Here is a 25,788-nt window from a genome sequence, read left to right as displayed (position 1 = left end):
TTACCGGCAGTTGATCAAGAGGGTAGAAAATTGCGGTTACGGTCCAACGTTACAACGTCCTTGCTGCTGGCCTGCACCCTGGGGCTCGCGGCCTGTTCCGGGCAGCCGTCGAAACTGCCGGGCCTGCCGGAGCGTGTCGAGCTCAATGGCGTGCCGACGTTTCGCAGCGACGCTTATCAAAGCGGTCCCACGGCGTTAGCCAGCATGCTGTCGCAACAAGGCATTGTCATGACACCGGGCTTGCTGGATAAGCCGCTGCACTTGCCGGGCGACGAAGCGAACCTGGAGCGCAACATGCAGGTGCTGGCCCGTGAATACGGGTTGATGGTGTATCCGCTCGACGCCAAGTTCACCTCGGTGCTGGCGCAGGTGAGCGCGGGTTACCCGGTGATGGCGCGGATCGGCGGCGGCCTGTTGTCCAGCACGCACTACGTGGTCGTGGTGGGTTTCAACCAGCAGAAAAGCACGGTGCTGCTGCGCTCAGGCATGGATCGGCGGCTGTTGATGAGCTTCAGTGACTTTGAGTCGAAGTGGAGCAGCGCCGGTCACTGGGCAATCCTCACCCAGCGCCCGAGCCAGTTGCCGGCCAATGTGGATACGCAGCGCTGGCGCGAAGCGGCCAATGCCACCGCCCAGGCCGGGCAAGAGCAGGCTGCGGCGCAGGCACTCAAGGTATTGGCCGAAAGAAAGTAAGACACACCGCGCCCGCCACGTTGGGACGCGGTGTGTTTTCGCGCTACACCACCGCGCCGAACAATGCCCCGACGCTGGCCGTAATGCCCATGGCCAGCACGCCCCACAGGGTTACGCGCCAGGCGCCGACGAAGACTTTCGCCCCGCCGGCCCTGGCCGCCACGGCGCCAAGGCTGGCAAGAAACAGCAGGGACATGCCGCAGATCCACGGCACCACGCTGTGCTCTGGCGCGATGAGCGTCACCGCCAGCGGCAACGCGGCACCGACCACGAAACTCGCCGCCGAGGCCAGCGCCGCTTGCAGCGGTTTGGCGGTGAGGGCTTCGCTGATGCCCAGCTCGTCCCGGGCGTGAGCCCCCAAGGCGTCGTGCGCCATCAATTGGTCGGCGACCTGATGAGCCAATTCGGGTGATACGCCACGCTGCATGTAGATGTTGGCAAGTTCGCGGTGTTCGGCTTTCGGGTTACTCGCCAGTTCCGCTCGCTCTCGGGCCAGATCGGCGTGCTCGGTATCGGCCTGGGAATGCACCGAAACGTATTCACCGGCCGCCATCGACATCGCCCCCGCCACCAGCCCGGCCATGCCGGTGACGATCAGCGAGGCGTGGCTGGCGTTGGCGGCGGCGACACCGATCAACAGGCTGGCGGTGGAGACGATGCCGTCATTGGCGCCCAGTACCGCGGCGCGCAGCCAGCCGATACGGTCACTGCGGTGGGATTCGGTGTGCCGGTGCATGAATTTCATCGGTGTGCGGGACTCACGTTCGTGGACGGGGTTGGGGCGGACGGCTTTCAATCTGCGCCTGCAGAATACCGCCGACAATCGATATTTCTTTGAGTTGTTCACCCTCGCGCAGCACGAACAACGCGTCCATCCCGCGTGCCTGCGCCAGGCGTGGGCCTTCGACTTCGCCCAGCACCATCAACGCCGTGGCCCAGGCATCGGCGAGCATGCACGAGGCGGCCACCACCGTGACGGCGGCGACGGTATTGCACAGCGGGGCGCCGGTGGCCGGGTTCATGGTGTGAGCATAGTGTCGGTCTTTCACGTCAATCCAGTGTCGGTAGTCGCCGGAGGTGGCGATGGCGGCGTCGCTGAGTTCCATGACTCCCATCACTTCACGCTGGCCCCGGCTTGGTTTTTCAATGGCCACGACCCACGGTTGAGCATCCGGCTTGACGCCGCGGGCACGCATTTCGCCATCGATGCCGACCAGGTAGCGGGTCAGCCCGAAGCCGTCCAGGCAGCGCGCCAGTTCGTCGACGCCAAAGCCTTTGGCGATCCCGTTGAGGTTGAGGTGCAGCGGCGCGCGTTTGCGCACTTGGTGGCGTTGCGTGTCCACCGTCAACGCCGCAGTGGCCGACAGACCGCTGCGTGACGGCAGGGCGTCGATGGTCTGTTCTGTGACTGAGGGTGCGCCGGGACCGAAGCCCCAGGCGTCCACCAGATCACCGACGGCGATGTCGAAAGCCCCGCCGGATTGCTGGCTGACCCGCAACGCGGCGGCCAACACCGTGGCCAGTTCCTGGGGCACCGGCAACCATGTTTGCTCGGGGCCGGCGTTGAGGCGGTTGAGGTCGGAATCGGCCTTCCAGGTGGACATCTGCTGGTCCACCCGGCCCACGGCCTGGGCCAGGCCGCGGTTGATCGCGTCGGTGTCGACGCCTGCCTCGGCATAGAACACGGCGGTATAGCGCGTGCCCATGGTCTCGCCGTTCAGGCTGTAGCGTTGGGGCTCAGTAGACATCTTCACGGTAGCGTCCTTGTGCTTTCAGGGCCAGCACACTCAGATGGAGCGGGGCCAACACGTTATCCAGCGCTTGCATCACGCCTTTGGCCATCTCGCGGCTGCCGCACACCAGCACTTGGGCGCCGTTTTCGATCAGGGCGCGCAACGCCAGGGCATCGCCGAGCAACCGGTCTTGCACATAGCTGCGCTCCTGAACCTGGGAGAACGCCGCGCGCAATGCGGTCAGGCGGCGGTCGGCCAGGTAACGCTTGAGCTCCGGTTCATAGAGAAAATCCGAAGCCGGGTTGCGTCCGCCCCAATACAGGTGCATCGGGTGTTTGGCGGTGTTATGGCGAATAAAACCGGCCAGGGGCCCGATACCGGTGCCGGCACCGATCAGAATCACCGGGTGCGCGCCCGACGCCGGACGAAATTGCGGATTGGGCTGGATGAACGCTTCGACCGACCCGCCGATCTTCAGCTCATGCAGGAACCCCGAGCATAGGCCACCTTCGTGTTTGCGCACGCAGATTTCCAGCGTGCCGTCTTCAGAGGAACTGGCCAGCGAGTAAAAGCGCGGCACCGGGTTGTCCGGCGGCAAAATGCCGACCAGATCGCCGGCCTGGAAGCTCGGTAGCGCGCCCGCGGCCTTGAAACGCAGGACGTGGGTCGGTGCGTTCACGGCTTCGCCATAGACGATGCGCTCGGTCAATTCCAGACGACGGCTGCGCGGGCGCTGCGCCGTGTGGATCAGCGGCAGCTCGTGGCCCAGTGGCGCCGCCAACGCATCGCCCCAGCGCGCAAATTCCTGCGAGGATTGACGGTTCACGGTTTCCAGCCCCAGCAATGGCGTGCCGCCGGCTTGTACCATCGCGTCCTGCACCTGATGGGCGTACTGACAGAATCGCGGAAACTGCCGGTCGCCAAACCCGAGTACCGCAAAGGGCAGGCCGGGTTTGAGGCCCACTTGCTGCAGCCGTGCCAGGAACTGCGCGGCCGACGCCGGTGCATCGCCGTCGCCGTGGGTGGCGGTGAGGATGAACAGGCGCTGGGCAGCGCGGTACTCGCCCTTCCAATCGTTCATCGCGGCGCTGTGAACCCGGTGCCCGGCCTGGTGCAACGCCGCGTGCAAGGTATTGGCAAAACCCCAGGTGCTGTTGGTTTCACTGCCCACCAGAATCACGCTGTCGGCGGCGTGGGCCGGGCTGTTATGGCGAATCTTCGGCGCGGCCTTGCGGCGGCGCCACCACAGCAGGATGCCGGTCACGCTCATCAACGGCACGCTGAGGGCGCTAACCCCGAGGATCAAGCCCAGCCACCAGAGGCCTTCGCCGGTGTGCAATTGATAGATCAGTTGATACAGGTTGTGCATTGAATCGTGGGCCTGATACGACAACAGCGTGCCGCTGACCGGGTCCACGTAGCCGTCACCCTGGGCGGTGCGCAGGGAAAACACGTCCTCGGGGTTACCGGGGCTCGGGTAAACCAGTTCGCGCAGGTCGTTCAGATCGATGGCCTGCAAGGCTTGCAGGTTGGCCACCGGCTGCGCCGCGCCGACGCTGATATGCGCGGGGAAGGCCGGCTCAGCCTGACTGCCGTCGGCGATCAAACCGAAGGTCGTGGCGCACATGTACAGCCCAGTCAAGGCCGACAGCAGCAGCCCGAGCACGGCCAGGCGCCCGACTTCGGCGTGCCAGCGCTGGCTGAACGAGCCGCGCAGCGGCCGCAACAGGTTGCGCAGGCCACCCAGGCGGCGCGCCAGCAACAGCGCGCCGGACACGCAAAGCATCAACATGAAGAGTGCGCCGACGCCCGCGATCCCATGCCCGGTGGTACCCATGAACAGCGAGCGGTGCAGGTCTTTTACCCAGCGCGAAACAACGGACGGCTCATAGGGCCCGAGGCCCTGGCCGGTCAGTGGATCGACGGTTTGCGCACCCGCCTGGCCGTCCTGGTTGTAGTAGATGATCACTGTTCCGGAGGCGCTGCGCTGGATCTGCTCCACCCCCGGAAAGTGGTTGGCGATGCGTCCCGCCAACTGGCCGACATTGAGCTGCCCGGCCGCGGTTGACGTGCCGTGCAGGCGTTCCAAGGCCGGATTGACGGACAGCACTGCGCCGCTGATGGCCAATATCATGACCAACAGGGCGGCGATCAGACCGGGCAGTGAATGGAACTGGCGAAGCATGTTCAGCCTCCAGAAGTCGCAGGTGTTACAGGTCGTAGGTAAAGGACTCGACATAAGTGCTGCCGCTGACCGGCTTGCCCGACCCGGCCGATGTCAGCGGAACACTGACGTCGGCGCGGCTGTCGCGCTTGTCTTCCACGGCGCTGTCGATACGGATCTGATACCCGGCGTCGATCAAGGTGTCGGCCAGTTCCACGCTGACGGTGAGGCTGCGGCCGCTGCCGACACTGGCGCCGCTGAGGCCGTCAAACTCGCTCGGCTTCATGGCGCTGCCACGCGCCCAGTCGCTCAGGTGCCGGTAGTACTTGGCCTTTTTGCCGGCGACCCAGAGGGTTTTCTGGTACTGGCCGTTGGCGTCGGTAACATAGATCGCCAGGTACGCGCCGTTGCCGCTGTAGTCCTTGAGTTGGGTGGTCAGTGTCACTTCGCGGGCCTGGGCCAGCCCCGGCAGGGCAATGGCGCCGGCGAGGCAGGTTGCAGCAATGATCTTTTTCATGATGATGTCCTGGTTGAACGTTGTGGCGAGAGCCTGGACCTGCTGGCTGACAGCAACCTGAAAGCCGTGGAAAAACCGCTGATCATTCCGATCCAGGGCGGTTGAGGTAATCCCGGGCGTCGCCGTTGGCGCCGAAATGGATTTCCAGTTTGCGCAGACGAAGCGAGGCGGGTGCGTAGCTGGCTTCGATCGCATTGCCTTTGCGGTCGGTGCCCCTGAGTTCATAGCAGCCGTCGTCGACCTTGATGCGTTGCACGCTCCAGCCGTATTGCTGTTCCACTTGCTGGCGCAGGGTTTCGCGTGGTTGCCAGTCGCTGACCGGCTCGCTGCAGTCGTCGTCGGCCAAGGCGTTTGCGCCGAGCAGGACGCCCAGCAATGCGGTGCTGACAATAAAAGCTGATTTCATGATCTGTCTCCGGCCGGATTGGCATTTGCGGCTTACCCTAAAGGGCATTCCTGACAACCAGCTGAATCTTCAGATTCACGTCAGGTAAGCTCGGTAAGGTGCGGCACGACAACCACCACAGGAGGTGCCAGATGCGGGTTTTATTGGTCGAGGATGCACCCGGGCTGGGCGAGGCGGTGCGCGAACAGATTGCCGACGACGGCCATGCGGTCGATTGGGTGCAGCGCCTGGAGCATGCGAACAACAGCGTGCGCAGCACGCCGTATGACCTGATCCTGCTGGACCTGATGCTGCCCGACGGTCGCGGGCTGGACTTTCTGCGCCAGCAGCGTTCGGCCGGCAATGTGACCCCGGTGATCATCCTCACCGCCCAGGACCAGATATCCGATCGTATCGCCGGCCTCAACGCCGGGGCCGACGATTACCTGGTCAAACCGTTCGACCTGTTCGAGCTGTCGGCCCGGGTGGCCGCCGTGGCCCGCCGTTATAGCGGCAATCCCAACCCGCAGATCAAACTCGGCGAGTTGCAGATCGATATGAACGCGCGCACCGTGCAGCGTGCCGGCATCACCGTCGACCTGACGGCGCGCGAATGGGCGCTGTTCGAGGCGTTCGTGCAGCGCCCCACGGCGTTGCTGTCGAAGTCGCAGCTCGAAGAGCGCTTGTACGCCTTCGGTGCGGAAATCGAGAGCAACACCATCGAGGTCTATATCAGCCGCCTGCGCAAAAAACTCGGGCGCGACCTGCTGGAAACCGTGCGTGGCATGGGTTATCGGTTGATGGCCGGATGAAGTCGCCGATCAGCCTGCAAAAACGCCTCGGCCTCGGGTTGACCCTGGGCATGACCTTGCTCTGGCTGGGGGCGACCGTCGGCGCCTGGCTGGTGGTGCAACACGAATTGAACGAGGCGTTCGACAGCGCCCTGGAAGAGACCGCGCAACGCATCCTGCCCCTGGCCGTGCTGGAAATCAGCAACCGCGAAGAACCGCGCACCGCCCAGCACGTCGCCACCCTGAAGATGCACAAGGAATACCTGACGTACCTGGTGCGCGATGCCCAGGGCCAGATTCTGATGCAGTCCCATGACGCCAACCCGAAGATCTTCAGCGAACACCCGAGCGAAGGGTTTTCCACCACCCGAAAATACCGGCTGTACGGCGCGAGTGCGCTGCGCGATACGCTGTTCATTGAGATCGCCGAGCCGCTGGGGCATCGCCGTGAGGCGGCGCGGGAAGCCTTGTTGGCCCTGTTGATGCCGTTATTGGCGCTGATCCCCATCAGCCTGTTGGGCACATGGTTGTTTGTGCGCTTCAGCCTGCGCAGCGTATTGGCTTATCGCCGTGCCGTGGAAGCGCGTGGTGTGGGGGATTTGTCGCCGATCAGCGTGGCCCGGCTGCCGGCTGAAATCGACCCGTTGGCCGACGCGGTCAACCACCTGCTGGAGCGCTTGCGCAAGGCCTTGGAGGCCGAGCGCAGCTTCACCGCCAACAGCGCCCACGAGTTGCGCACGCCATTGGCGGCGACGCTGGCGCAGATCCAGCGTTTGCGCCAGGAAGCGCCGGAAGGCCCGTTGCGCGTGCGTGCGGCGAAGATCGAACACGCCTTGCGCGAACTGGCGCGGCTTTCGGAAAAACTCATGCAACTGGCCAAGGCCGAGGGCGGCGGGTTGTTGTCCGAGGCGCCCCAGGACCTGATTCCCTTACTGGCCCATGGGGTCGATGAGTGGAACCGCAGCAGCGGGCAGCGCATCTGCTTGCAACTGCCGAGCGAGGGCAGCGTGTATTGCGCGATCGACCCGGACGCGTTCGGCATCCTGCTGCGCAACTTGATCGAGAATGCGTTGAAGTACGGCGCGGCGGATCAACCGGTCGACGTCAGCCTCACGGACGATGCGTTGCTGCGGGTGGTCAACGGCGGACCGGCCGTGCCGGCGCCGGTGTTGCAGCGCCTGACCGAACGCTTCGTGCGCGGCAGCAGCGAAGCCAGCGGCAGCGGATTGGGCCTGGCGATTGCCAAGACCATCGTCCATGGGGTCAAGGCGCACATGACCCTGGCGTCGCCGGCCACAGGCCGGGACGACGGGTTTGAAGTGAACGTTCAGTTTTTGCGCTTGCCGGCCTGAACGTTCATCGCGCCCCGGCGGCGCTGCCGATCAGAAGTCGACGGTGACGCCTGTGTACAGCGCGCGCCCGTCGCCGGGTGAGTGCAGCGAGGCCTGGGCGCCGTCCGGGTCATACCAGACGTATTCGTAGTAGCGGTTGGTGAGGTTTTTCAACTGCAGGTCGACACTGACCGATTCGGTCACCTGGTAAGTCGCGCCGAGGTTCATCAAGACGTAGCCGCCGTAAGTGCCCTTGGTGTTCTCGCGTTCCAGGTAGTAATTCGTCTGGCCGTTCATCCACGCCGTCAACTGCAGCGCCCGCGTGGCCTTGTAGCTGACGCCGGCGTTGTACAGGTGATGCGGGATGTGGTCGATTTCCTGGCCTTTGCTGTTGGGCAAAGTCGCGCTGGGCTGGAGGATTTTCGAGTACTGCCAGGAGTAGGCCATCCAGATTTCGGTGCGTTCGTCCGGGTGCAGATTGACTTGCGCGTCGTAACCCCAGCGCCGGGTTTCGCCGACGTTGTCCGACTCGCCGCTCGGGTCGTTGAGGCGGCGACTGACTTCGCCGCTGGCTTCTTGCTGCCAATAGGCGATGCGGCCGTCGATCCAGTCCGCCGGGGTGAACTTGACCCCGGTTTCCCAGCCGTCGTTGATCGACGGCGCCAGGTTGGTATCCCGCGGTGGAATCTTATAGGCCGCCGCGCCGGTGCCGACCTGGAAGGTCCGCCCCCAGTTGGCATAGATGCTGGCCACGTCCCACGGTGAATACACCACGCTGAGCTTGGGTTGTTTGATCAGCCCATAGTCGTTGATGTCGTAGTCCATGCCGGTCATTTCGTTGGTGAAGTCGCCCTGGATCTTATCGACGCGATATGCCGGGACGATTTTCAGCGACTCGAACGGCTTGATCTCGGCCTGGACATAGGCGCCGTAGGTGTCGAAGTCGAATCGCTGGTCGCGGGTTTGGGCCAGGCGCAGGCGGTCCTTGGTGCGGTAGCGCTCGCTCTTGTTCTGCTGCTGCTGCATGTCCGCGCCGCCTTCCAGGGCGAAGTCGTACAGCCAGCTGACTTGCGGGCGCCAGGTCAGGGAGGTGAGGGCGCCATACTGGGTTTCGTAGGCGTCGCGCTCCTGCTGGGCGCTGGTGCGCCAGTATTGCGTCCAGCGCCGGTCGTCGAAGGTGTTGACGTAGGTTTTTGCCGACCAGGCCAGCGTTTCGGCCAGGTCGGTGTCGAAGTGCAGGCTGACCTGGTTCATCCGCCGCGTGCCTTTGTCGGTGGCGTTGTAGCTGTTGGTCATGGTCGGGTGCTGGTGGGCGTCCTCTTCACTCAAGTAGCCGGGTTCCTGCGCCTCGGTTTCGTAGTGACGGGCGATCAGGCCGATGCGGTAGCTGTTGTCGTCCGGGGTGTAGAACCATTTGCCGGACATGGAAAACCTGTCCGCCTCGGCGTGATCGCGGTAACCGTCGGATTTCTGGTAGGCGAAGAAGTAGTTCTGCGTCCAGTTGCTGCCTTCGATGCCTTTGGCCAGCTGGGTTTCCTGGGTGTTGTAACTGCCGTAGCGCACCCGCGCCTTGGTGTAGTCGCCGCCGGTGCGGGTCAGCATATTGACGTTGCCGGCGATGTTGTTCAGGCCGTAGCGCGCATCGCTGGTGCCGCGCACCACTTCGATGCTGTCCAGCTCCATGGGGAAAATCATGTCCATGAACGGCATGTTGCCGTCGTTGCTGTTGCTCGGGATGCCGTCGATCAGCAACTTCACTGCGTTGACTTCGCCTTCCCCGTTGAAGCCGCGAAAGGAAATCTTGCCGGAGGTGGTGCCTTGGTTGAACTCGGTGAGGATCACCCCTGGCGCGCGACTGAACAGTTCCCAGCTGTAGTTGACCGGCATTTTTTCGAGGATGTCGGCGCCGAGAATGTCCACCGAGCTGAGCACGCTGCTGGTGCTCAGCGGGCCGCTGCTGGCGCTGGCGCCCTGGACCGTGACGGTGCCGAGGGTGAGGGTGGAGTCTTCGGTTTTACCGGTTTCGGCCAGTGCCGAGGACAGCGGGTTGAGGGCGAACAGGCCGATGGACAGCAAGGGCCATAGCGGGCGGGACACAGAGACACGCTTTGCGCGAGGCAAAGTCATTCGAGCAGGCATAACGCACCATTCCTGATGATCAAGACACTTCGAGGACGCCCAGGCGGGCGGCTGACAAGCAGATCGCGCCGCCTATGGGGCGGCGCGGGTGTCGATCAAACGGTAGGGGAGGCGCGCGGGCTCAGGCTCGGCCAGCGGATTCTGGGGTGCAGCGTCGGCAACTCGGGGTTGTCGAGGGTGGTGTCGGGGGCGTATCGCGGTAGGAAATGCCTGTAGTAGTCGGACGGCAGCGCCGCCAGTCCGGCATGACCGCAGCAGCAATCGCTGTGTTTCATGGCGGATTGCGACGGCGCCGACTGGAGCGGGTCGATCAGCTTGCTCAAGTTGGGAGGCAGCGCTTGCGAGGCGCCCCCCGAGCAGAATCCGCCCCACATCAACAGTCCCATGTCCGGCGTCTGCATGGCGCGGCTGAGCGGCATGGCCAGCATGTTCAGCACGATGGCCAGGCAGGCTAGCCAGGGACTGATGCGTTTGAGACGAGCCATGAACGAAGTCGACTGAAAGGGGTGAACATTTAGCGGCAGTTCAGGCGCAAAGTAAAAGCCTGTCTGTGCGCTATTTTGCCGCAGATCGTGGGCGTGATCCGCAACCCCGGTTAGCGATGCAACGGCCTGTTTTTGCGTGGCTTATGCCGAAAAAAATGCCCCGAGCATGTCGGGGCATTGGTCAGGCGGGCGTTTTGGGGGGGGGCGCCGTTCAGCGACGAACCTCTGTCGCGTTCGGGCGGTTCTTCAGGTTCTTGTCGGCCTTGTAGCGCAACGCAACGTCCGGCACCGAACCGCCCTTGCCGGTCTCGACCCAGTTGCGGATTCGGCTGGCATCGGCGAAGTGGGTGAACTTGCCGAAGGCGTCGAGGATCACCAGCGACACCGGGCGGTTACCCATGCTGGTCACCAGCACCAGGCAGTGGCCGGCCTGGTTGGTGAAGCCGGTCTTGGTCAGCTTGATGTCCCAGTTGGCGCGGTTGATCAGGTGGTCGGTGTTGGAGAAACCCAAGGTGTAGTTGGGCTTGCGGAACGCCACGGTTTTTTCCTTGGTGGTGCTCAATTGGCTCAGCATCGGGAATTTGCGCGCGTAGGCCAGCAGCTTGCTCAGGTCCCTGGCGGTCGACACGTTATGGATGGACAGGCCGGTAGGCTCGACGTAATGGGTGCTGGTCATGCCCAGCGCCTTGGCCTTGGCGTTCATCGCCGCAATGAAGGCTGCGTAGCCGCCCGGGTAGTGGTGAGCCAGGCTCGCGGCGGCGCGGTTTTCCGAGGACATCAGGGCGATCAGCAACATCTCTTTGCGCGGCATCTGGCTGCCGATTTTCACCCGGGAGAACACGCCTTTCATTTCCGGCGTGTCGGTGATGTTGATGTCGATGTATTCGTCCATGTTCTGCTTGGCTTCCAGCACGATCAGGCCGGTCATGAGCTTGCTCACGGAAGCGATCGGCACCACCACGTCCGGGTTGCTGGAATAGATGACTTTGTTGGTTTGCAGATCGACCAGCATGGCGCTGCCGGAAGCGATTTGCAGTTTTGAGGTGTCACGCGGGGCCAGGGTGGTTTCGGCGGCGTGCGCAAAGGTGCCGGTGAAAGCAAATAAAAGGCTGACGAGAGAGAGACGAATTTTCACGCGGATGAACTCGCTAAAAAAAGTAAGAAATACCGTTCTGCAACGGGCTTTATGAAAAATGACGTTACATTTTAGGAGTATGGATCAGAAAACGATAGAGAGCCTTTAAATAAAGGCTGTAAGACGATGATTGGTTAGGCTTGTAGCCCATCGCGGGCAAAAAAAGGCCCGCTATGAGGGCGGGTCTAATGGGGATTTTCAAAGGAGTAGAGGTAAGTTGCGCCCGATCCTGTCGATGGCGGGTGAAAAGGATGTCGAAGAAACGCGAAACCGGGTGCTGCGCCTGGGTGAACGAGCCGGATGTTCGGGTGCATGTTCTATTGGGCAAGCCCGTCAGCGTCGGCAGTTCAAGGCGGCTACCTGCATTTTGCCAGCGTCCCCCACATTGACAATGCTCAGGCTGTCAGCGCCAGCCTCGGCGGCTTTATTGAATGCGGTGTTCAGAGCGTCGCCGTTGGATGAGCCCTGCACCGTGAAGGCTTTGACGACGTGGCAAGCGTGGGCGGATGAGGCCGTGACGAGGTTGACCTGTTTGCCCGCTTCAGTCAGTTGGGTGGTGCAAGCGGGGATCAATACCGCGATGAGGATCAGCAGAGGGGCGGCATGTAGGTTGCGCATGGCTAAAGCACTCCTGGGGTTCCTGCGGCATCTGGCGGGTGCCGAACATGTCAGCCGCGGATGCACGATAGCAGAGCGTGAGGTTCATCAGAAACCAAAAGCCCTGCGACAAGGCAGGGCTCTTTTCAGCGCGGCAGTTGATCAGCCGTGCAGGGTTTCTGCTGCATACAGCGTGTTTTCCAGCAGGCACGCACGGGTCATCGGGCCAACGCCACCCGGTACCGGGGTGATCCAGCCGGCACGGGGCAGGGCGGTTTCGTACACCACGTCGCCGACCAGCTTGCCGTCTGCCTGGCGGTTGATGCCGACGTCGATGACGATCGCGCCTTCCTTGATCCACTCACCTTTGACCAGGCCCGGCTTGCCGGCAGCCACTACCACCAGGTCGGCACGGCCGACGTGACCGGCGAGGTCCTTGGTGAAGCGGTGGGTTACGGTCACGGTGCAGCCGGCGAGCAGCAGTTCCATGGCCATCGGGCGCCCGACGATATTGGAGGCGCCGACGATCACGGCGTCGAGGCCGTAAAGGTTGACGCCGGTGCTTTCGAGCAGGGTCATGATGCCTTTGGGCGTGCATGGGCGCAGCAGCGGGATGCGCTGGGCCAGGCGGCCGACGTTATACGGGTGGAAACCGTCGACGTCTTTGTCCGGGCGGATGCGTTCGAGCAACTGGGAGGCGTCCAGGTGCGCGGGCAATGGCAGTTGCACCAGGATACCGTCGATGTTCGGGTCATCGTTGAGGCCGTCGATCAGGTCGGTAAGGGCCTGCTGGGTGGTCTCGGAAGGCAGGTCGTAGGCCTTGGAAATAAAGCCGACCTCTTCACAGTCTTTACGCTTGTGCGAGACATAAACCTGAGACGCAGGATCGCTGCCGACCAGGATCACCGCGAGGCCAGGCGTGCGCAAGCCTTGCTGGCTACGCTCGGTGACGCGTTTGGCGATCTGCTGGCGCAGGCTGGCGGCGATTGATTTGCCGTCGATAAGTTGTGCAGTCATTACGCGTGATTAACCATCGAGAGGGGGAAGAAAAGTGCGCGCATTCTCGCATGCCAAGACGTGGGGGCAAAGGCGCTTGGTCTGCAAATTGGCCTAACCCCTTAAATAAAATGAATTTTTTTCAAAAAAGATTTGACGGCTTTCCGGCGCGTCTATACTATTCGTCGCACTTGTCGGGCACAGCCTAGCACTGGTTAAGAAGGTCTAGCAGGATTGTTGTTCTGCAAGGCTGGAAGCACTTAGTTTGTAATCCTCCAAGAGTACAGATTAATCAGGCGCCCGTAGCTCAGCTGGATAGAGCATCCGCCTTCTAAGCGGATGGTCGCAGGTTCGAGTCCTGCCGGGTGCGCCATTAGGCAGCTTTGGCACAAGTAGCGTTAGATGGTGGGCGTAGCTCAGTTGGTAGAGCACGGGATTGTGACTCCCGTTGTCGAGGGTTCGATCCCCTTCGTCCACCCCATATTTTGAAAAGGCGCCAGATTAATCATCTGGCGCCTTTGCTTTAAGAGCTTCAAGCGCGGATGTGGTGGAATTGGTAGACACACTGGATTTAGGTTCCAGCGCCGCGAGGCGTAAGAGTTCGAGTCTCTTCATCCGCACCAATTAAAGCTTTGCCCGGCCGGAAGGCGGGGTCAGGCTCGACAAAGAAGTGGTTTGGTTTCTTTGTTAACGCAATATGGTGGGCGTAGCTCAGTTGGTAGAGCACGGGATTGTGACTCCCGTTGTCGAGGGTTCGATCCCCTTCGTCCACCCCATATTCGAAAGGCGCCAGATTTAACAGTCTGGCGCCTTTTTTGTTTTAGTGGTTCGAGTATTCCGCGGCTGCAGGTTCTGGGTCGCAAGGCAGGGCGTTTCGTCGTATTTATGTGTCTCGATGATGCCGCGCTGCCTGCCGGTCCTGTTCGCAGGGGCGGCCGTCAGGGAGATGATTGGCGACTTCTTCTATATATAGAAGGGTCGGCGCAGAGCCCTGGCGCGATTGGCTGTATTTGTCACCGGGGCGAGGCGCAACAGTGTCTTCGTACCGATAAATTGCCTGCTGTTTTTTTACCCGTTTCCAGTAGGGTGACTTCTTGAGTTTGACCCACTAGAATGCATGCCCTTGATTCTGGGGTCGGAAACGGCCGGCTAACGTCTGTGCAACGAGGAATATCCATGCAAGTTTCTGTTGAAAATACTACTGCTCTCGAGCGCCGCCTGAGCATCACCGTGCCGGCAGAGCGCATCGAGACTGCGGTCAACAAGCGTCTGCAGCAGACTGCCCAAAAGGCCAAGATCGCTGGCTTCCGTCCAGGCAAAGTGCCAATGAGCGAAATCAAGCGCCGTTTTGGTGCTGATGCGCGTCAGGAAGCGGTAGGCGACGTGATCCAGGCGTCGTTCTACGAAGCGGTTGTCGAGCAAAAGCTGAACCCGGCTGGTTCGCCTTCGATCGAGCCTAAGTCCCTGGAAGCGGGCAAGGACCTGGAATACGTTGCTGTATTCGAAGTGTTCCCAGAGTTCGAAGTTGCCGGCTTCGACGGTATCGCGATCGAGCGCCTGAGCGCCGAAGTGGCTGATGCCGACCTGGACAACATGCTGGAAATCCTGCGCAAGCAGAACACCCGTTTCGAAGTGGCCGAACGTGCTGCCCAGAACGAAGACCAGCTGAACATCGATTTCGTGGGCAAGGTTGACGGCGAAGCATTCGCTGGCGGCTCCGCCAAGGGTACTCAGCTGGTGCTGGGTTCCAACCGCATGATCCCGGGTTTCGAAGACGGCCTGGTTGGCGCAAAAGCCGGCGAAGAGCGCGTTCTGAACCTGACTTTCCCGGCTGACTACCAGAACCTGGACCTGGCCGGCAAAGCCGCCGAGTTCACCGTGACGGTCAACAGCGTGTCCGAGCCTAAGCTGCCAGAGCTGAACGAAGAGTTCTTCGCTCAATTCGGCATCAAGGAAACCGGCATCGACGGCTTCCGCACCGAGGTTCGCAAGAACATGCAGCGCGAGCTGCGTCAGGCCATCAAGTCCAAGGTCAAGAACCAGGTCATGGACGGTCTGCTGACCGCCAACCCGATCGAAGTGCCTAAGGCTTTGCTGTCCAACGAAGTGGATCGCCTGCGCGTACAAGCCGTTCAGCAGTTTGGTGGCAACATCAAACCTGACCAACTGCCGGCCGAGCTGTTCGAAGAGCAAGCCAAGCGCCGCGTCGTGCTGGGCCTGATCGTGGCTGAAGTGGTCAAGCAGTTCGACCTCAAGCCTGACGAAGACCGCGTTCGTGAAATGATCCAGGAAATGGCTTCGGCCTACCAGGAGCCTGAGCAGGTTGTGGCTTGGTACTACAAGAACGACCAGCAACTGAACGAAGTACGTTCGGTTGTGCTGGAAGAACAAGTTGTGGATACTGTTCTGCAGAAGGCTAAGGTGACCGATAAAGCGGTCTCTTACGAAGAAGCAGTCAAGCCGGCGGAAGCAGCACAAGCCGACTGATTGTCCAACTCGTTTGAAATACAACCATAAGCCAGCCTCGCGCTGGCTTATGCGTTTTCAAGACATGACTATTTGGGAGTAACTGCAGAGCATGTTCCGTAATTCCTATATTCAGCAGAACTCTGATATCCAGGCCGCAGGCGGCCTGGTCCCGATGGTTGTCGAGCAGTCCGCTCGTGGCGAACGCGCCTACGACATCTACTCGCGCCTGCTCAAGGAGCGAGTGATCTTTTTGGTGGGGCCGGTAGAGGACTACATGGCCAACCTGATTTGTGCGCAACTGCTGTTCCTTGAAGCGGAAAACCCGGACAAGGACATCCATCTTTACATTAACTCGCCGGGCGGTTCGGTGACCGCGGGCATGTCGATCTACGACACCATGCAGTTCATCAAGCCAAACGTGTCGACCACCTGCATCGGCCAAGCGTGCAGCATGGGCGCTTTCCTGCTGACCGCAGGTGCCGAAGGCAAGCGTTACTGCCTGCCGAACTCGCGCGTGATGATTCACCAGCCACTGGGCGGTTTCCAGGGCCAGGCATCGGACATCGAAATCCATGCCAAGGAAATCCTCTTTATTCGTGAGCGTCTTAACACGCTGATGGCCAAGCACAGCGGGCACACCTTGGAAGAAATCGAGCGTGATACCAACCGTGACAATTTCATGAGCGCCGAAGCCGCGCGTGATTACGGGTTGATCGACGCAGTGATTGACAAGCGCCCCGCTTAATATAAGCAGCTCAAAATAGGCCAGGTCGGCAAGTCCGATCACCTGCGGGCTTGAAAAAGCCCGCATAAGCCTTCATCTTGTGTTGCAAGCCTATCGGATTTGGATCGAACGAATGACTGACACCCGCAACGGCGAGGACAACGGCAAGCTGCTCTATTGCTCCTTCTGTGGCAAAAGCCAGCATGAAGTACGCAAATTGATTGCCGGCCCCTCGGTCTTTATCTGCGACGAGTGCGTCGACCTGTGCAATGACATCATCCGTGAGGAGGTGCAGGAAGCCCAGGCCGAAAGCAGCGCGCATAAATTGCCTTCGCCTAAAGAAATCAGCGGCATCCTTGATCAGTACGTGATTGGTCAAGAGCGTGCAAAAAAGGTTCTGGCCGTAGCGGTGTACAACCACTACAAGCGTTTGAACCAGCGTGACAAGAAAAACGACGAAGTCGAGCTCGGCAAGAGCAACATCTTGCTGATCGGTCCTACAGGCTCGGGTAAAACCCTGCTTGCGGAAACCCTCGCTCGCCTGCTGAACGTTCCGTTCACCATCGCCGACGCCACCACCCTCACCGAGGCTGGCTACGTGGGTGAGGACGTCGAGAACATCATTCAGAAGTTGCTGCAAAAGTGCGACTACGACGTAGAGAAGGCCCAGATGGGTATCGTCTACATCGACGAAATCGATAAGATTTCGCGCAAGTCCGACAACCCGTCGATCACTCGGGATGTTTCCGGTGAAGGCGTGCAGCAAGCCTTGTTGAAACTGATCGAAGGCACGGTTGCTTCCGTACCGCCACAAGGCGGCCGCAAGCATCCACAGCAGGAGTTCCTTCAGGTTGATACGCGCAATATCCTGTTCATCTGCGGCGGTGCGTTCTCCGGTCTGGAAAAGGTTATTCAAAACCGTTCCACCCGTGGCGGCATCGGCTTCAGTGCGGAAGTGCGCAGCAAGGAAGAAGGCAAGAAGGTGGGCGAGTCCCTGCGTGAAGTCGAACCTGACGATCTGGTCAAGTTTGGTCTGATCCCGGAATTCGTTGGTCGTCTGCCGGTCCTGGCGACATTGGACGAGCTGGATGAGGCTGCTCTGATTCAGATCCTCACCGAGCCGAAAAACGCCCTGACCAAACAATATGCCAAGCTGTTCGAAATGGAAGGCGTAGACCTCGAGTTCCGTACCGACGCACTCAAATCAGTGGCCAAGCGGGCACTGGAGCGCAAAACCGGTGCGCGTGGCCTGCGTTCGATCCTCGAAGGCGTATTGCTCGACACCATGTACGAAATCCCCTCGCAGTCCGAGGTGAGCAAAGTGGTGATCGACGAAAGCGTTATCGAAGGCAAGTCCAAGCCACTGTATATCTATGAAAACAGTGAGCCGGCTGCCAAGGCTGCGCCAGACGCGTAAGCGTCCGGCTGCTGCATAACAACAAGGGGCCTTTAGGGGCCCCTTTTGTTTTAAGGGCGTGTTTTTCCTGCATTTAACTGCTGGCATTGAGCTTGTTTTTTTTGCCGGCAGCCCCCATCTTGGTTTCATGCTTACTTTTCAACTGTCATAGAGGCGAAATCATGAAGACAACCATCGAATTGCCTCTCCTGCCGTTGCGTGATGTCGTCGTCTATCCGCACATGGTTATCCCGCTGTTCGTGGGGCGCGAGAAGTCTATCGAAGCCCTCGAGGCCGCGATGACGGGCGACAAGCAGATCCTGCTGTTGGCCCAGAGAAATCCTGCTGATGATGATCCAGGCGAAGATGCCCTGTATCGCGTCGGTACCGTTGCGACTGTCCTGCAATTGCTCAAGCTGCCCGACGGCACTGTCAAGGTGTTGGTGGAAGGTGAGCAGCGCGGTGCGGTCGAGCTCTTCATGGAGGTGGACGGCCACCTGCGCGCCGAAGTGGCACTGATCGACGAAGTCGAGGCCCCGGAGCGGGAGTCCGAAGTATTTGTACGCAGCCTGCTCTCGCAATTCGAGCAGTATGTGCAGTTGGGCAAGAAAGTCCCGGCTGAAGTCCTGTCTTCCCTCAACAGCATTGATGAGCCTAGCCGCCTGGTCGACACCATGGCCGCGCACATGGCGCTGAAAATCGAGCAGAAGCAAGACATCCTCGAAATCATCGACCTGCCGGCCCGTGTCGAACACGTCCTGGCGCTGCTCGATGCCGAAATCGACCTGCTGCAGGTTGAAAAGCGCATCCGTGGTCGCGTGAAGAAACAAATGGAGCGCAGCCAGCGCGAGTACTACCTGAATGAGCAGATGAAGGCCATTCAGAAGGAACTCGGCGACAGCGAGGAAGGCCACAACGAAATCGAAGAGCTGAAAAAGCGCATCGATTCCGCCGGCCTGCCGAAAGACGCCCTGACCAAGGCCAACGCCGAGCTGAACAAGCTCAAGCAAATGTCGCCGATGTCGGCCGAAGCCACCGTGGTTCGTTCCTACATCGATTGGTTGGTGCAGGTGCCGTGGAAGGCTCAGACCAAGGTGCGCCTGGACCTGGCTCGCGCCGAAGATATCCTCGATGCCGACCATTACGGCCTCGAAGAAGTCAAAGAACGCATTCTCGAATACCTCGCCGTGCAAAAGCGCGTGAAGAAAATTCGTGGCCCGGTGTTGTGCCTGGTCGGTCCGCCGGGTGTGGGTAAAACCTCCCTGGCCGAGTCGATTGCCAATGCCACCAACCGTAAATTCGTGCGAATGGCCCTTGGCGGCGTGCGTGATGAAGCGGAAATCCGTGGTCATCGCCGCACATATATCGGTTCGATGCCAGGAAGATTGATTCAAAAGATGACAAAGGTCGGCGTGCGCAACCCGCTGTTCCTGCTCGATGAAATCGACAAAATGGGCAGCGACATGCGTGGCGATCCGGCATCGGCCTTGCTCGAAGTGCTCGATCCGGAGCAGAACCACAATTTCAACGACCATTACCTGGAAGTCGACTACGACCTGTCCGACGTAATGTTCCTGTGTACCTCCAACTCCATGAACATTCCGCCAGCGTTGCTGGACCGGATGGAGGTGATTCGTCTGCCGGGTTACACCGAAGACGAGAAGATCAACATCGCCGTCAAATACCTCGCGCCCAAGCAGATTTCGGCCAATGGCCTGAAGAAAGGCGAGATCGAATTCGAGGTCGAGTCGATCCGCGATATGGTGCGTTACTACACCCGCGAGGCCGGTGTACGGGGGCTTGAGCGCCAGATTGCGAAGATTTGCCGCAAGGCGGTCAAGGAGCATGCGCTGGAAAAACGCTTCTCGGTGAAGATTACCGCCGATGTGCTGGAGCACTATCTGGGCGTGCGTAAATTCAGCTACGGGTTGGCGGAACAGCAGGATCAGGTAGGGCAGGTGACTGGCCTGGCGTGGACCCAGGTGGGTGGCGAATTGCTGACCATCGAAGCCGCGGTGATCCCGGGCAAGGGCCAATTGATCAAGACCGGTTCCCTGGGTGACGTGATGGTCGAATCCATCACCGCCGCGCAGACCGTGGTGCGCAGCCGCGCCCGGAGCCTGGGGATTCCCCTGGACTTCCATGAGAAGCACGACGTCCATATCCACATGCCGGAGGGGGCGACCCCGAAAGACGGCCCTAGCGCTGGCGTAGGCATGTGTACGGCCCTGGTATCGGCCCTGACCGGCATTCCGGTACGCGCCGATGTGGCCATGACCGGGGAAATCACCCTGCGTGGCCAGGTATTGGCCATCGGTGGTCTGAAAGAAAAATTGCTCGCCGCACACCGGGGTGGAATCAAGACCGTGATCATTCCTGAAGAGAATGTCCGCGACTTGAAGGAAATTCCTGACAATATCAAGCAAGATCTTCAGATTAAACCGGTTAAATGGATTGACGAGGTCCTGCAAATTGCGCTGCAATACGCGCCGGAGCCCTTGCCGGATGTGGCTCCGGAGATAGTCGCGAAGGACGAAAAGCGCGAGTCTGATTCCAAGGAAAGAATTAGCACGCATTAATGCGTTAAAGCCTGGGGGCTTCCTTGACAGCTTTTTAGAGCCCTTGTTATAAAGCGGCTCTTAAGTGTCTGTAGGCCATTCAGCACTGGTTTTTGCTTTCACCAAAAAACTTAGAATCATACTCAATAGATATATAAGGGGACTTAGAGTGAACAAGTCGGAACTGATTGATGCTATCGCCGCATCCGCTGATATCCCGAAAGCTGCTGCTGGCCGTGCGCTGGACGCAGTAATCGAATCCGTCACTGGCGCTCTGAAGGCCGGCGATTCGGTGGTACTGGTAGGCTTCGGTACTTTTTCTGTGACTGACCGCCCAGCTCGCACTGGCCGTAACCCACAGACTGGCAAAGCACTGCAAATCGCTGCTGCCAAGAAACCAGGTTTCAAAGCCGGTAAAGCCCTGAAAGAAGCCGTTAACTAAGCCTCGATCAAGCCTTTACCTACCCGGGTCCGACGCAGGTCTGGCCTGGCAGCGGAGCGGCAGCTGACCCACGTATCCATCGGGTCACCACGCCGGGGGTGTGGGTTCTAACCCCCGTCCGCTCCGCCAGTTACGAGAGAAGGCGCATCCTCGGATGCGCCTTTCTTCTATCCGGACTCTACCCACGCTCCACGGTTGCCAATTTTTGAAGTTCAACCGTTTCTGGGGGACGCATGCTGCAAAATATCAGGGACAATTCACAAGGCTGGATTGCCAAGACCATTATCGGGATCATCGTCGCATTGATGGCGTTCACCGGTATCGAGGCTATTTTTCAGGCTTCGACCAACACCAAGCAGGACGTGGCCAAGGTCAACGGTGAAGCAATCACCCAGACCGAACTGAGCCAGGCCGTCGACATGCAACGTCGCCAACTGATGCAACAGATGGGCAAGGATTTCGATGCTTCCCTGCTGGACGAAAAACTGCTGCGCGACGCGGCGCTCAAGAGCCTGATCGATCGCAAGCTGGTACTGCAAGGTGCCGCTGATTCCAAGTTTGCCTTCTCTGACGCCGCGCTGGACCAAGTGATCCTGCAGACGCCGGAGTTCCAGGTGGACGGCAAGTTCAACGCCGAGCGTTTTGACCAGGTGATCCGTCAACTGGGCTACAGCCGTCTGCAGTTCCGTCAGATGATGACCCAGCAAATGCTGATCGAGCAGACTCGCTTGGGCATCCTCGGCAGCGCCTTCGTGACTGACGCGCAGGTGCTGGCATTCGCCCGCCTGGAAAAACAGACCCGCGATTTCGCCACCGTCAATATCAAGGCCAACCCTGCGGCGGTGAAACTCACCGACGACGAGGTCAAGGCTTACTACGACCAGCACGCCAAAGAGTTCATGACCCCGGACCAGGTGGTCATCGACTATCTGGAGTTGAAGAAGTCGTCTTTCTTCGACCAGGTCACCGTCAAGGACGATGAACTGCAGGCAGCGTATGAGAAAGAAACCGCCAACCTCGCTGAGCAGCGTCGTGCCGCGCACATCCTGATTGAAGTCAACGACAAGGTCACCGACGCCCAAGCCAAGGCCAAGATCGAGGAAATCCAGGCGCGCCTGGCCAAGGGTGAGCAGTTCGAAGCCCTGGCCAAGGAGTTCTCCCAGGACCCGGGTTCGGCCAGCAATGGCGGTGACCTCGGCTTTGCCGGTCCTGGCGTCTACGATCCGGACTTCGAAGCTGCCCTGTACGCCTTGAATAAGGACCAGGTCTCGGCACCGGTGCGCAGCACCTTCGGTTGGCACCTGATCAAGCTGTTGGGCGTTGAAGCGCCAGAAGTGCCATCGTTCGCCAGCCTGAAAGACAAGCTGACTCACGAGCTCAAGAACCAACAGGTTGAACAGCGTTTTGTCGAAGCGACCAAGCAATTGGAAGATGCGGCGTTCGAAGCCTCCGACCTGGCTCAGCCGGCGTCCGATCTGAAGCTGACCGTTCACACCTCTGCGCCGTTTGGTCGCGAAGGCGGTGAGGGTGTCGCGGCCAACCGTGCCGTGGTCACTGCCGCGTTCAGCCCGGAAGTGTTGGATGAGGGTGCCAACAGCACCGCCATCGAGCTCGACCCGGAAACCATCATCGTGCTGCGGGCCAAAGAGCATCTGAAGCCTACGCAACTGCCGCTGGAAAGCGTGGCAGCGGCGATCCGCACCCAGATGGCCAAGGAACGCGCCAGCGCGGCCGCCAAGACTCACGCTGACGAGTTGATCGCCAGCTTGCGTGATGGCAAGACCCCGCTGAACCAGCCCGTTGATGGCCAGGCCTGGAAAGTCACCGAAGCGGCTACCCGTAGCCAGGAAACGATCGACCCGGTGGTGCTGCAAGCCTTGTTCCGCATGCCCAAGCCTGCGTCCAAGGACAAGCCGACCTTCACCACCGTGACCCTCGCTGATGGCAGCCTGGTGATCGTGCGCTTGAACGGCGTCACCGAAGCGGCGGCTCCATCGGACGATGAGAAGGCGCAATACCGTCGTTTCCTCGCTTCCCGTGTTGGGCAGCAGGATTTCGCGGCGTATCGCAAGCAGCTGGAAACCAAGGCTGAGATCAAGAAGTACTGATCTCGGTTTGAATAAAAAGCCCCCGGCCTGAAAAGACCGGGGGCTTTTTCATGGGCGTTTGCAAAGGGCCAGCAACATCAACGCCACTACCGCCCAGGGAAACGCGAGCACGCCCCAGCTCTGCAACAACAACCCGCCCGCCAGACCGCCGCCCGCAATGCCCAGGTTCCATACCGTCACCAGCATCGACTGCGCGGCGTCCGCCGACTCGCCCGCCGACTTGGCCAGGGCGGTTTGCAGCAAGGCCGGTAGGCCACCGAATGCCAGCCCCCAGGCCGCGACGGCGGTGTAGATGATCGCCGGCGAGTCGATCCAGAACGCCAACGCCAGCGCCGACAGGCCAAACAGGATGCAACTGAACAGCACCAACGGGCGCAGCCATCGATCGATCAGCAGGCCCACCAGCCAGATGCTCAACAACGCCGTCAGGCCAAACACCAGCAGTACCCGGTCGATATCGGCCTGGATGCCGGCGGGCTCCAGCAGGGGGGCGATGTAGGTGTAGAGAATGTTGTGGGCCAGCACGTAGGTAAAGGTCACCCAAAGCACCGGGCGAATACCGCGCAACCTCATCACCTGGTGCAGCCCCAGGCGCTGTTGTGCTGCTTGGCCGGCAAAGTCCGGGAGTTGCCAGCGCGCCCAGAGCAGCAATGCCAACGTCAGCCCGGTCATGATCGCAAAACTCAAGCGCCAGCCAACGAGGGTGCCCAGCAGGGTGCCGGCCGGCACGCCCAGGGTCAGGGCCAGCGGTGCGCCAAGCATTGCGATGGCAATCGCCCGGCCTTGCAGGTGAGGGGCGACCATACGACTGGCGTAACCCGCCAACAGGGCCCAAAGCAACCCGGCGAATACCCCGGCGAAAAAGCGCGCTACCAGGGTCAGCCCGTAGTGGCTGGATACGGCCGTCACGCTGTTGACCAGGGCGAAGCCAGCAATGGCCACCAGCAGTAGGGGGCGTCGGCGCCAACCCCGCGTCAGCAGTGTCAAGGGGATGGCCGCGAGCAATGATCCGAGTGCGTAGAGCGTGACCAGTTGGCCAACCAGGGCGGGCGACACACCCAGGCCTGCGCCCATCTGCGGCAGGAGCCCCGCAGGCATGGCTTCGGTGAGGATGGTGATAAAACCCGCGCAAGCCAGGGCCAACAAGCCTCCCAGCGGCAGCACGTCAGGCTCGGCGTTCGCCGGGCAATGGGTAAGTGAAGGGTTGTCGCTCATGACGCTTTATCCATATAAAAGGGGCAAGGCGGCAGAGTAAGGGGCTGTGCTGTGCGGAAAAACAGGCTAAGGTTCCGAACTTAGCGGACGGATGCGTCCGTAATCAGTCGAGACGTGATCATGGACAGCTTGAGCAGCCTGTCGGTATTTGTGCAGGTGGCGGAGACGCGCAGCTTCACCGTCGCCGGTCGCGTGCTGGGGGTATCGTCGTCGGCCGTGGGCAAAAGTATCGCGCGCATGGAAGAGCGCCTGGGCGTCAGGCTGTTTCACCGCAGCACGCGCAGTATCACCCTGACCAGCGAAGGCTCGCTGTTTCTTGAGCGTTCGCGGCGCATTCTGGCCGAGGTCGAGGCGGCCGAGCAGGAATTGACGGACGCCAGCGCTACGCCCCGCGGCAAGTTGCGCGTCAGCCTGCCGCAGGTACGCGGCTTGTTGATGCCGGTGCTCAGTGACTTTATGCGCGCCTACCCGGATATCGAGTTGGATGTGGATTTTTCCGACCGCATGGTGGACGTGATCGAGGAAGGTTTCGATGCGGTGATTCGCACAGGCAAGCCCGAAGATTCGCGCTTGATGGCGCGGCATCTGGGCTATTACCAGTTGGTACTTGTGGGCACGCCGGGCTACTTCGCTCAACACGGCACCCCGCAGCAACCGCAGGATCTCAACGATCATGCGTGCCTGCGGCACAAATTCTGCGCCACCGGCAAGCTGGAAAACTGGCCGTTGCGTCACCTGCCGGGCGCCGCCGAACCGACCTTGCGTACACCGCTGGTCAGTACCACCATTGAGTCCCTCAACCATGTGGTACACGAGGGATTGGGCATCGCCTGTCTGCCCGACTACATGGTCAACGAGGCCGTGGGGCAGGGGCGCTTGCTACGGGTGTTGGATGATTATCTCGAACACCGTGGCAGTTTCTGGATACTGTGGCCGTCAAGTCGTCATGCATCTGCCAAGTTGCGCGTGTTTATTGACCATATGTGCGCCGGGCTTTTCCCTGCAGGCACCGCTGTGTAGGCTTGTGACGTTTTATCGACAGGAATGCGCGCGCCAAGGCCTCGTTCTGTTGCACAATACCGCCCAGACCGTTTTCCTCAGGATTTTCAATGTCGACATCATTTCACTTGCGTAGCCTCGGGTTGGCGCTGGTGTTGGCGGGCGCCACGGGCTGCTCGTCACCCAAGACCGCTGTTTACGAGCACGAGAATTTCGACGACTCCGGTACGTTCTCCCGTAATTACCCGGTCAGTGACATCGCCGCGTGCGAAGCCGCACGCCGTGCCTTGCTGAGCCAGGGCTACATCATCACCAGCAGCGATCCGAAGCTGGTGGTGGGTAACAAGAGTTTCCAGCAGACCGGCGAAACTCACATGCAGATCAGCTTCAATGTGGTGTGTGCCAATGATGGCAAAGGTAAAAGCCACTCGACGATGTTTGCCAACGCCCTGCAGGATCGTTATGCGCTGAAGAAGGTCAACAACTCCGCCAGCTTGGGTGTGGGTGTGCTGGGCTCGGTGTCGATGCCGATCGGCTCCACCGACGACTCGATGGTGAAGGTGGCGAGTGAGACTGTCTCGGCGCCGAAGTTCTACGAGCGCTATTTCGCACTGGTGGATGTGTTCCTGCCCCAAGAGGTGAAGAAGACCGAACATATTCCCGAACAGCCCAAGGCTGAACTGGGGGTGCCGGAACCCAAAGTTGCCCCGGCAGCGGAGAAGGTGCCAGCGCCGAAGGAAGAACCTGTAGCGCCGGCCGTCTCGACGCCGGTTACACCGGCACCGGAGCCTGCGCCGATCGTCCCGCAGGCAGAACCGAGCCCTGCGCCGGCACCGGCACCTGCGCCAACCACGCCGGACCTGCCGCCGCCGACAGAGGCGATTCCGCCCCTGCCGACGCCCGCGCAGTAA

22 protein-coding genes and 4 tRNA genes are annotated in these 25,788 nt (G+C 60.6%); 15 read left to right on the top strand and 11 right to left on the bottom strand.

Going from position 1 to position 25,788, the window contains the following annotated elements:
* Positions 1–30 precede the first annotated feature (30 nt).
* Positions 31–693, top strand: coding sequence for a C39 family peptidase (locus tag ACP7E3_RS06510; protein ID WP_426122612.1), 663 nt, complete (start codon positions 31–33; stop codon positions 691–693).
* Between the two features lie 43 nt (positions 694–736).
* Here ACP7E3_RS06510 and ACP7E3_RS06505 read toward each other — a convergent pair whose 3' ends face one another.
* The 5 genes from ACP7E3_RS06505 to ACP7E3_RS06485 all read right to left on the bottom strand — a co-directional run bounded on the left by ACP7E3_RS06505 (position 737) and on the right by ACP7E3_RS06485 (position 5,513).
* Complete coding sequence (locus tag ACP7E3_RS06505; RefSeq protein ID WP_046382838.1) at positions 737–1,438, bottom strand: VIT1/CCC1 transporter family protein; 702 nt, start codon at positions 1,436–1,438, stop codon at positions 737–739.
* A gap of 13 nt (positions 1,439–1,451) precedes the next feature.
* Entirely contained in the window at positions 1,452–2,441 is a 990-nt protein-coding gene (locus ACP7E3_RS06500; RefSeq protein WP_128191888.1) for an FAD:protein FMN transferase, read from the bottom strand.
* Positions 2,431–4,611, bottom strand: coding sequence for a PepSY domain-containing protein (locus tag ACP7E3_RS06495; RefSeq protein ID WP_426122610.1), 2,181 nt, complete (start codon positions 4,609–4,611; stop codon positions 2,431–2,433). Before ACP7E3_RS06495 ends, ACP7E3_RS06500 begins: the two co-directional genes overlap by 11 nt.
* Before the next feature lie 25 nt (positions 4,612–4,636).
* Positions 4,637–5,107 (bottom strand): DUF2271 domain-containing protein, encoded by a 471-nt coding sequence (locus tag ACP7E3_RS06490; RefSeq protein WP_017848221.1) that lies wholly within the window; start codon positions 5,105–5,107, stop codon positions 4,637–4,639.
* Between the two features lie 82 nt (positions 5,108–5,189).
* Complete coding sequence (locus tag ACP7E3_RS06485; RefSeq protein WP_017848220.1) at positions 5,190–5,513, bottom strand: PepSY domain-containing protein; 324 nt, start codon at positions 5,511–5,513, stop codon at positions 5,190–5,192.
* A 131-nt stretch (positions 5,514–5,644) separates the two neighbouring features.
* Between ACP7E3_RS06485 and ACP7E3_RS06480 the strand changes: the two genes are divergently transcribed.
* Together ACP7E3_RS06480 and ACP7E3_RS06475 are read left to right on the top strand one after the other, a co-directional pair.
* A complete protein-coding gene (locus ACP7E3_RS06480) occupies positions 5,645–6,304 on the top strand; it encodes a response regulator transcription factor (RefSeq protein WP_017848219.1) in 660 nt (219 codons plus the stop codon).
* Positions 6,301–7,635 (top strand): sensor histidine kinase, encoded by a 1,335-nt coding sequence (locus ACP7E3_RS06475; RefSeq protein WP_426122607.1) that lies wholly within the window; start codon positions 6,301–6,303, stop codon positions 7,633–7,635. Before ACP7E3_RS06480 ends, ACP7E3_RS06475 begins: the two co-directional genes overlap by 4 nt.
* A gap of 30 nt (positions 7,636–7,665) precedes the next feature.
* Here the strand turns inward: ACP7E3_RS06475 and ACP7E3_RS06470 are convergent, their stop codons facing one another.
* From ACP7E3_RS06470 to folD, 5 genes are all read right to left on the bottom strand, one after another.
* Positions 7,666–9,753 (bottom strand): TonB-dependent receptor, encoded by a 2,088-nt coding sequence (locus tag ACP7E3_RS06470; protein WP_256350937.1) that lies wholly within the window; start codon positions 9,751–9,753, stop codon positions 7,666–7,668.
* A 95-nt stretch (positions 9,754–9,848) separates the two neighbouring features.
* A complete protein-coding gene (locus ACP7E3_RS06465) occupies positions 9,849–10,238 on the bottom strand; it encodes a DUF2946 domain-containing protein (RefSeq protein WP_057004468.1) in 390 nt (129 codons plus the stop codon).
* Positions 10,239–10,449: 211 nt separating this feature from the next.
* Positions 10,450–11,373 carry a D-alanyl-D-alanine endopeptidase gene (gene pbpG, locus ACP7E3_RS06460; protein WP_426122604.1) on the bottom strand — a complete coding sequence of 308 codons (924 nt, stop codon included), beginning with the start codon at positions 11,371–11,373 and terminating at the stop codon, positions 10,450–10,452.
* Between the two features lie 333 nt (positions 11,374–11,706).
* A complete protein-coding gene (locus tag ACP7E3_RS06455) occupies positions 11,707–11,991 on the bottom strand; it encodes a hypothetical protein (RefSeq protein ID WP_046382845.1) in 285 nt (94 codons plus the stop codon).
* Between the two features lie 141 nt (positions 11,992–12,132).
* Positions 12,133–12,987, bottom strand: coding sequence for a bifunctional methylenetetrahydrofolate dehydrogenase/methenyltetrahydrofolate cyclohydrolase FolD (folD, locus tag ACP7E3_RS06450; RefSeq protein ID WP_017848149.1), 855 nt, complete (start codon positions 12,985–12,987; stop codon positions 12,133–12,135).
* A 275-nt stretch (positions 12,988–13,262) separates the two neighbouring features.
* Here folD and ACP7E3_RS06445 point away from each other — a divergent pair.
* The 10 genes from ACP7E3_RS06445 (at position 13,263) to ACP7E3_RS06400 (ending at position 22,663) form a co-directional block, all read left to right on the top strand.
* Positions 13,263–13,339 (top strand) — tRNA-Arg (locus ACP7E3_RS06445).
* Positions 13,340–13,371: 32 nt separating this feature from the next.
* Positions 13,372–13,447: transfer RNA gene (locus ACP7E3_RS06440), tRNA-His, on the top strand.
* Positions 13,448–13,504: 57 nt separating this feature from the next.
* Positions 13,505–13,589 (top strand) — tRNA-Leu (locus ACP7E3_RS06435).
* Positions 13,590–13,666: 77 nt separating this feature from the next.
* Positions 13,667–13,742: transfer RNA gene (locus ACP7E3_RS06430), tRNA-His, on the top strand.
* 400 nt (positions 13,743–14,142) lie between these two features.
* On the top strand, positions 14,143–15,453 hold the full coding sequence (gene tig / locus ACP7E3_RS06425) for a trigger factor (RefSeq protein ID WP_046382846.1): 1,311 nt from the start codon (positions 14,143–14,145) through the stop codon (positions 15,451–15,453).
* Between the two features lie 91 nt (positions 15,454–15,544).
* Positions 15,545–16,180, top strand: a complete 636-nt coding sequence (clpP, locus tag ACP7E3_RS06420; protein WP_017848147.1) for an ATP-dependent Clp endopeptidase proteolytic subunit ClpP — start codon at positions 15,545–15,547, stop codon at positions 16,178–16,180.
* 112 nt (positions 16,181–16,292) lie between these two features.
* Positions 16,293–17,576 carry an ATP-dependent Clp protease ATP-binding subunit ClpX gene (gene clpX, locus ACP7E3_RS06415; protein WP_017848146.1) on the top strand — a complete coding sequence of 428 codons (1,284 nt, stop codon included), beginning with the start codon at positions 16,293–16,295 and terminating at the stop codon, positions 17,574–17,576.
* Positions 17,577–17,737: 161 nt separating this feature from the next.
* Positions 17,738–20,134, top strand: coding sequence for an endopeptidase La (lon, locus tag ACP7E3_RS06410; protein WP_426122601.1), 2,397 nt, complete (start codon positions 17,738–17,740; stop codon positions 20,132–20,134).
* 148 nt (positions 20,135–20,282) lie between these two features.
* The gene (locus ACP7E3_RS06405) at positions 20,283–20,555 is read left to right on the top strand and encodes an HU family DNA-binding protein (protein WP_003174819.1); all 273 of its coding nucleotides are present in this window, start codon (positions 20,283–20,285) and stop codon (positions 20,553–20,555) included.
* 233 nt (positions 20,556–20,788) lie between these two features.
* A complete protein-coding gene (locus ACP7E3_RS06400; protein WP_426122599.1) occupies positions 20,789–22,663 on the top strand; it encodes a SurA N-terminal domain-containing protein in 1,875 nt (624 codons plus the stop codon).
* Between the two features lie 48 nt (positions 22,664–22,711).
* Here the strand turns inward: ACP7E3_RS06400 and ACP7E3_RS06395 are convergent, their stop codons facing one another.
* A complete protein-coding gene (locus tag ACP7E3_RS06395; RefSeq protein ID WP_426122597.1) occupies positions 22,712–23,878 on the bottom strand; it encodes an MFS transporter in 1,167 nt (388 codons plus the stop codon).
* A gap of 120 nt (positions 23,879–23,998) precedes the next feature.
* Here ACP7E3_RS06395 and ACP7E3_RS06390 point away from each other — a divergent pair, with 120 nt between their 5' ends.
* Entirely contained in the window at positions 23,999–24,898 is a 900-nt protein-coding gene (locus ACP7E3_RS06390; protein ID WP_046382850.1) for a LysR family transcriptional regulator, read from the top strand.
* Between the two features lie 89 nt (positions 24,899–24,987).
* Positions 24,988–25,788, top strand: coding sequence for a DUF2242 domain-containing protein (locus ACP7E3_RS06385; RefSeq protein ID WP_057004463.1), 801 nt, complete (start codon positions 24,988–24,990; stop codon positions 25,786–25,788).

The sequence above is a fragment of the Pseudomonas sp. PSPC2-3 genome (assembly GCF_049898265.1).
Lineage (GTDB): Bacteria > Pseudomonadota > Gammaproteobacteria > Pseudomonadales > Pseudomonadaceae > Aquipseudomonas > Aquipseudomonas veronii.
The sequence above is the reverse complement of the archived record's forward strand: the minus strand, read 5'-3'. Positions and strand labels throughout refer to the sequence as shown.

Coding starts and splice junctions, on each gene's coding strand:
- ACP7E3_RS06505 (WP_046382838.1), bottom strand. CDS start 1,438: ATGAAATTCATGCACCGGCACACCGAATCCCACCGCAGTGACCGTATC.
- ACP7E3_RS06500 (WP_128191888.1), bottom strand. CDS start 2,441: ATGTCTACTGAGCCCCAACGCTACAGCCTGAACGGCGAGACCATGGGC.
- ACP7E3_RS06495 (WP_426122610.1), bottom strand. CDS start 4,611: ATGCTTCGCCAGTTCCATTCACTGCCCGGTCTGATCGCCGCCCTGTTG.
- ACP7E3_RS06490 (WP_017848221.1), bottom strand. CDS start 5,107: ATGAAAAAGATCATTGCTGCAACCTGCCTCGCCGGCGCCATTGCCCTG.
- ACP7E3_RS06485 (WP_017848220.1), bottom strand. CDS start 5,513: ATGAAATCAGCTTTTATTGTCAGCACCGCATTGCTGGGCGTCCTGCTC.
- ACP7E3_RS06480 (WP_017848219.1), top strand. CDS start 5,645: ATGCGGGTTTTATTGGTCGAGGATGCACCCGGGCTGGGCGAGGCGGTG.
- ACP7E3_RS06475 (WP_426122607.1), top strand. CDS start 6,301: ATGAAGTCGCCGATCAGCCTGCAAAAACGCCTCGGCCTCGGGTTGACC.
- ACP7E3_RS06470 (WP_256350937.1), bottom strand. CDS start 9,753: ATGCCTGCTCGAATGACTTTGCCTCGCGCAAAGCGTGTCTCTGTGTCC.
- ACP7E3_RS06465 (WP_057004468.1), bottom strand. CDS start 10,238: ATGGCTCGTCTCAAACGCATCAGTCCCTGGCTAGCCTGCCTGGCCATC.
- ACP7E3_RS06455 (WP_046382845.1), bottom strand. CDS start 11,991: ATGCGCAACCTACATGCCGCCCCTCTGCTGATCCTCATCGCGGTATTG.
- folD (WP_017848149.1), bottom strand. CDS start 12,987: ATGACTGCACAACTTATCGACGGCAAATCAATCGCCGCCAGCCTGCGC.
- tig (WP_046382846.1), top strand. CDS start 14,143: ATGCAAGTTTCTGTTGAAAATACTACTGCTCTCGAGCGCCGCCTGAGC.
- clpP (WP_017848147.1), top strand. CDS start 15,545: ATGTTCCGTAATTCCTATATTCAGCAGAACTCTGATATCCAGGCCGCA.
- clpX (WP_017848146.1), top strand. CDS start 16,293: ATGACTGACACCCGCAACGGCGAGGACAACGGCAAGCTGCTCTATTGC.
- lon (WP_426122601.1), top strand. CDS start 17,738: ATGAAGACAACCATCGAATTGCCTCTCCTGCCGTTGCGTGATGTCGTC.
- ACP7E3_RS06400 (WP_426122599.1), top strand. CDS start 20,789: ATGCTGCAAAATATCAGGGACAATTCACAAGGCTGGATTGCCAAGACC.
- ACP7E3_RS06395 (WP_426122597.1), bottom strand. CDS start 23,878: ATGAGCGACAACCCTTCACTTACCCATTGCCCGGCGAACGCCGAGCCT.
- ACP7E3_RS06390 (WP_046382850.1), top strand. CDS start 23,999: ATGGACAGCTTGAGCAGCCTGTCGGTATTTGTGCAGGTGGCGGAGACG.
- ACP7E3_RS06385 (WP_057004463.1), top strand. CDS start 24,988: ATGTCGACATCATTTCACTTGCGTAGCCTCGGGTTGGCGCTGGTGTTG.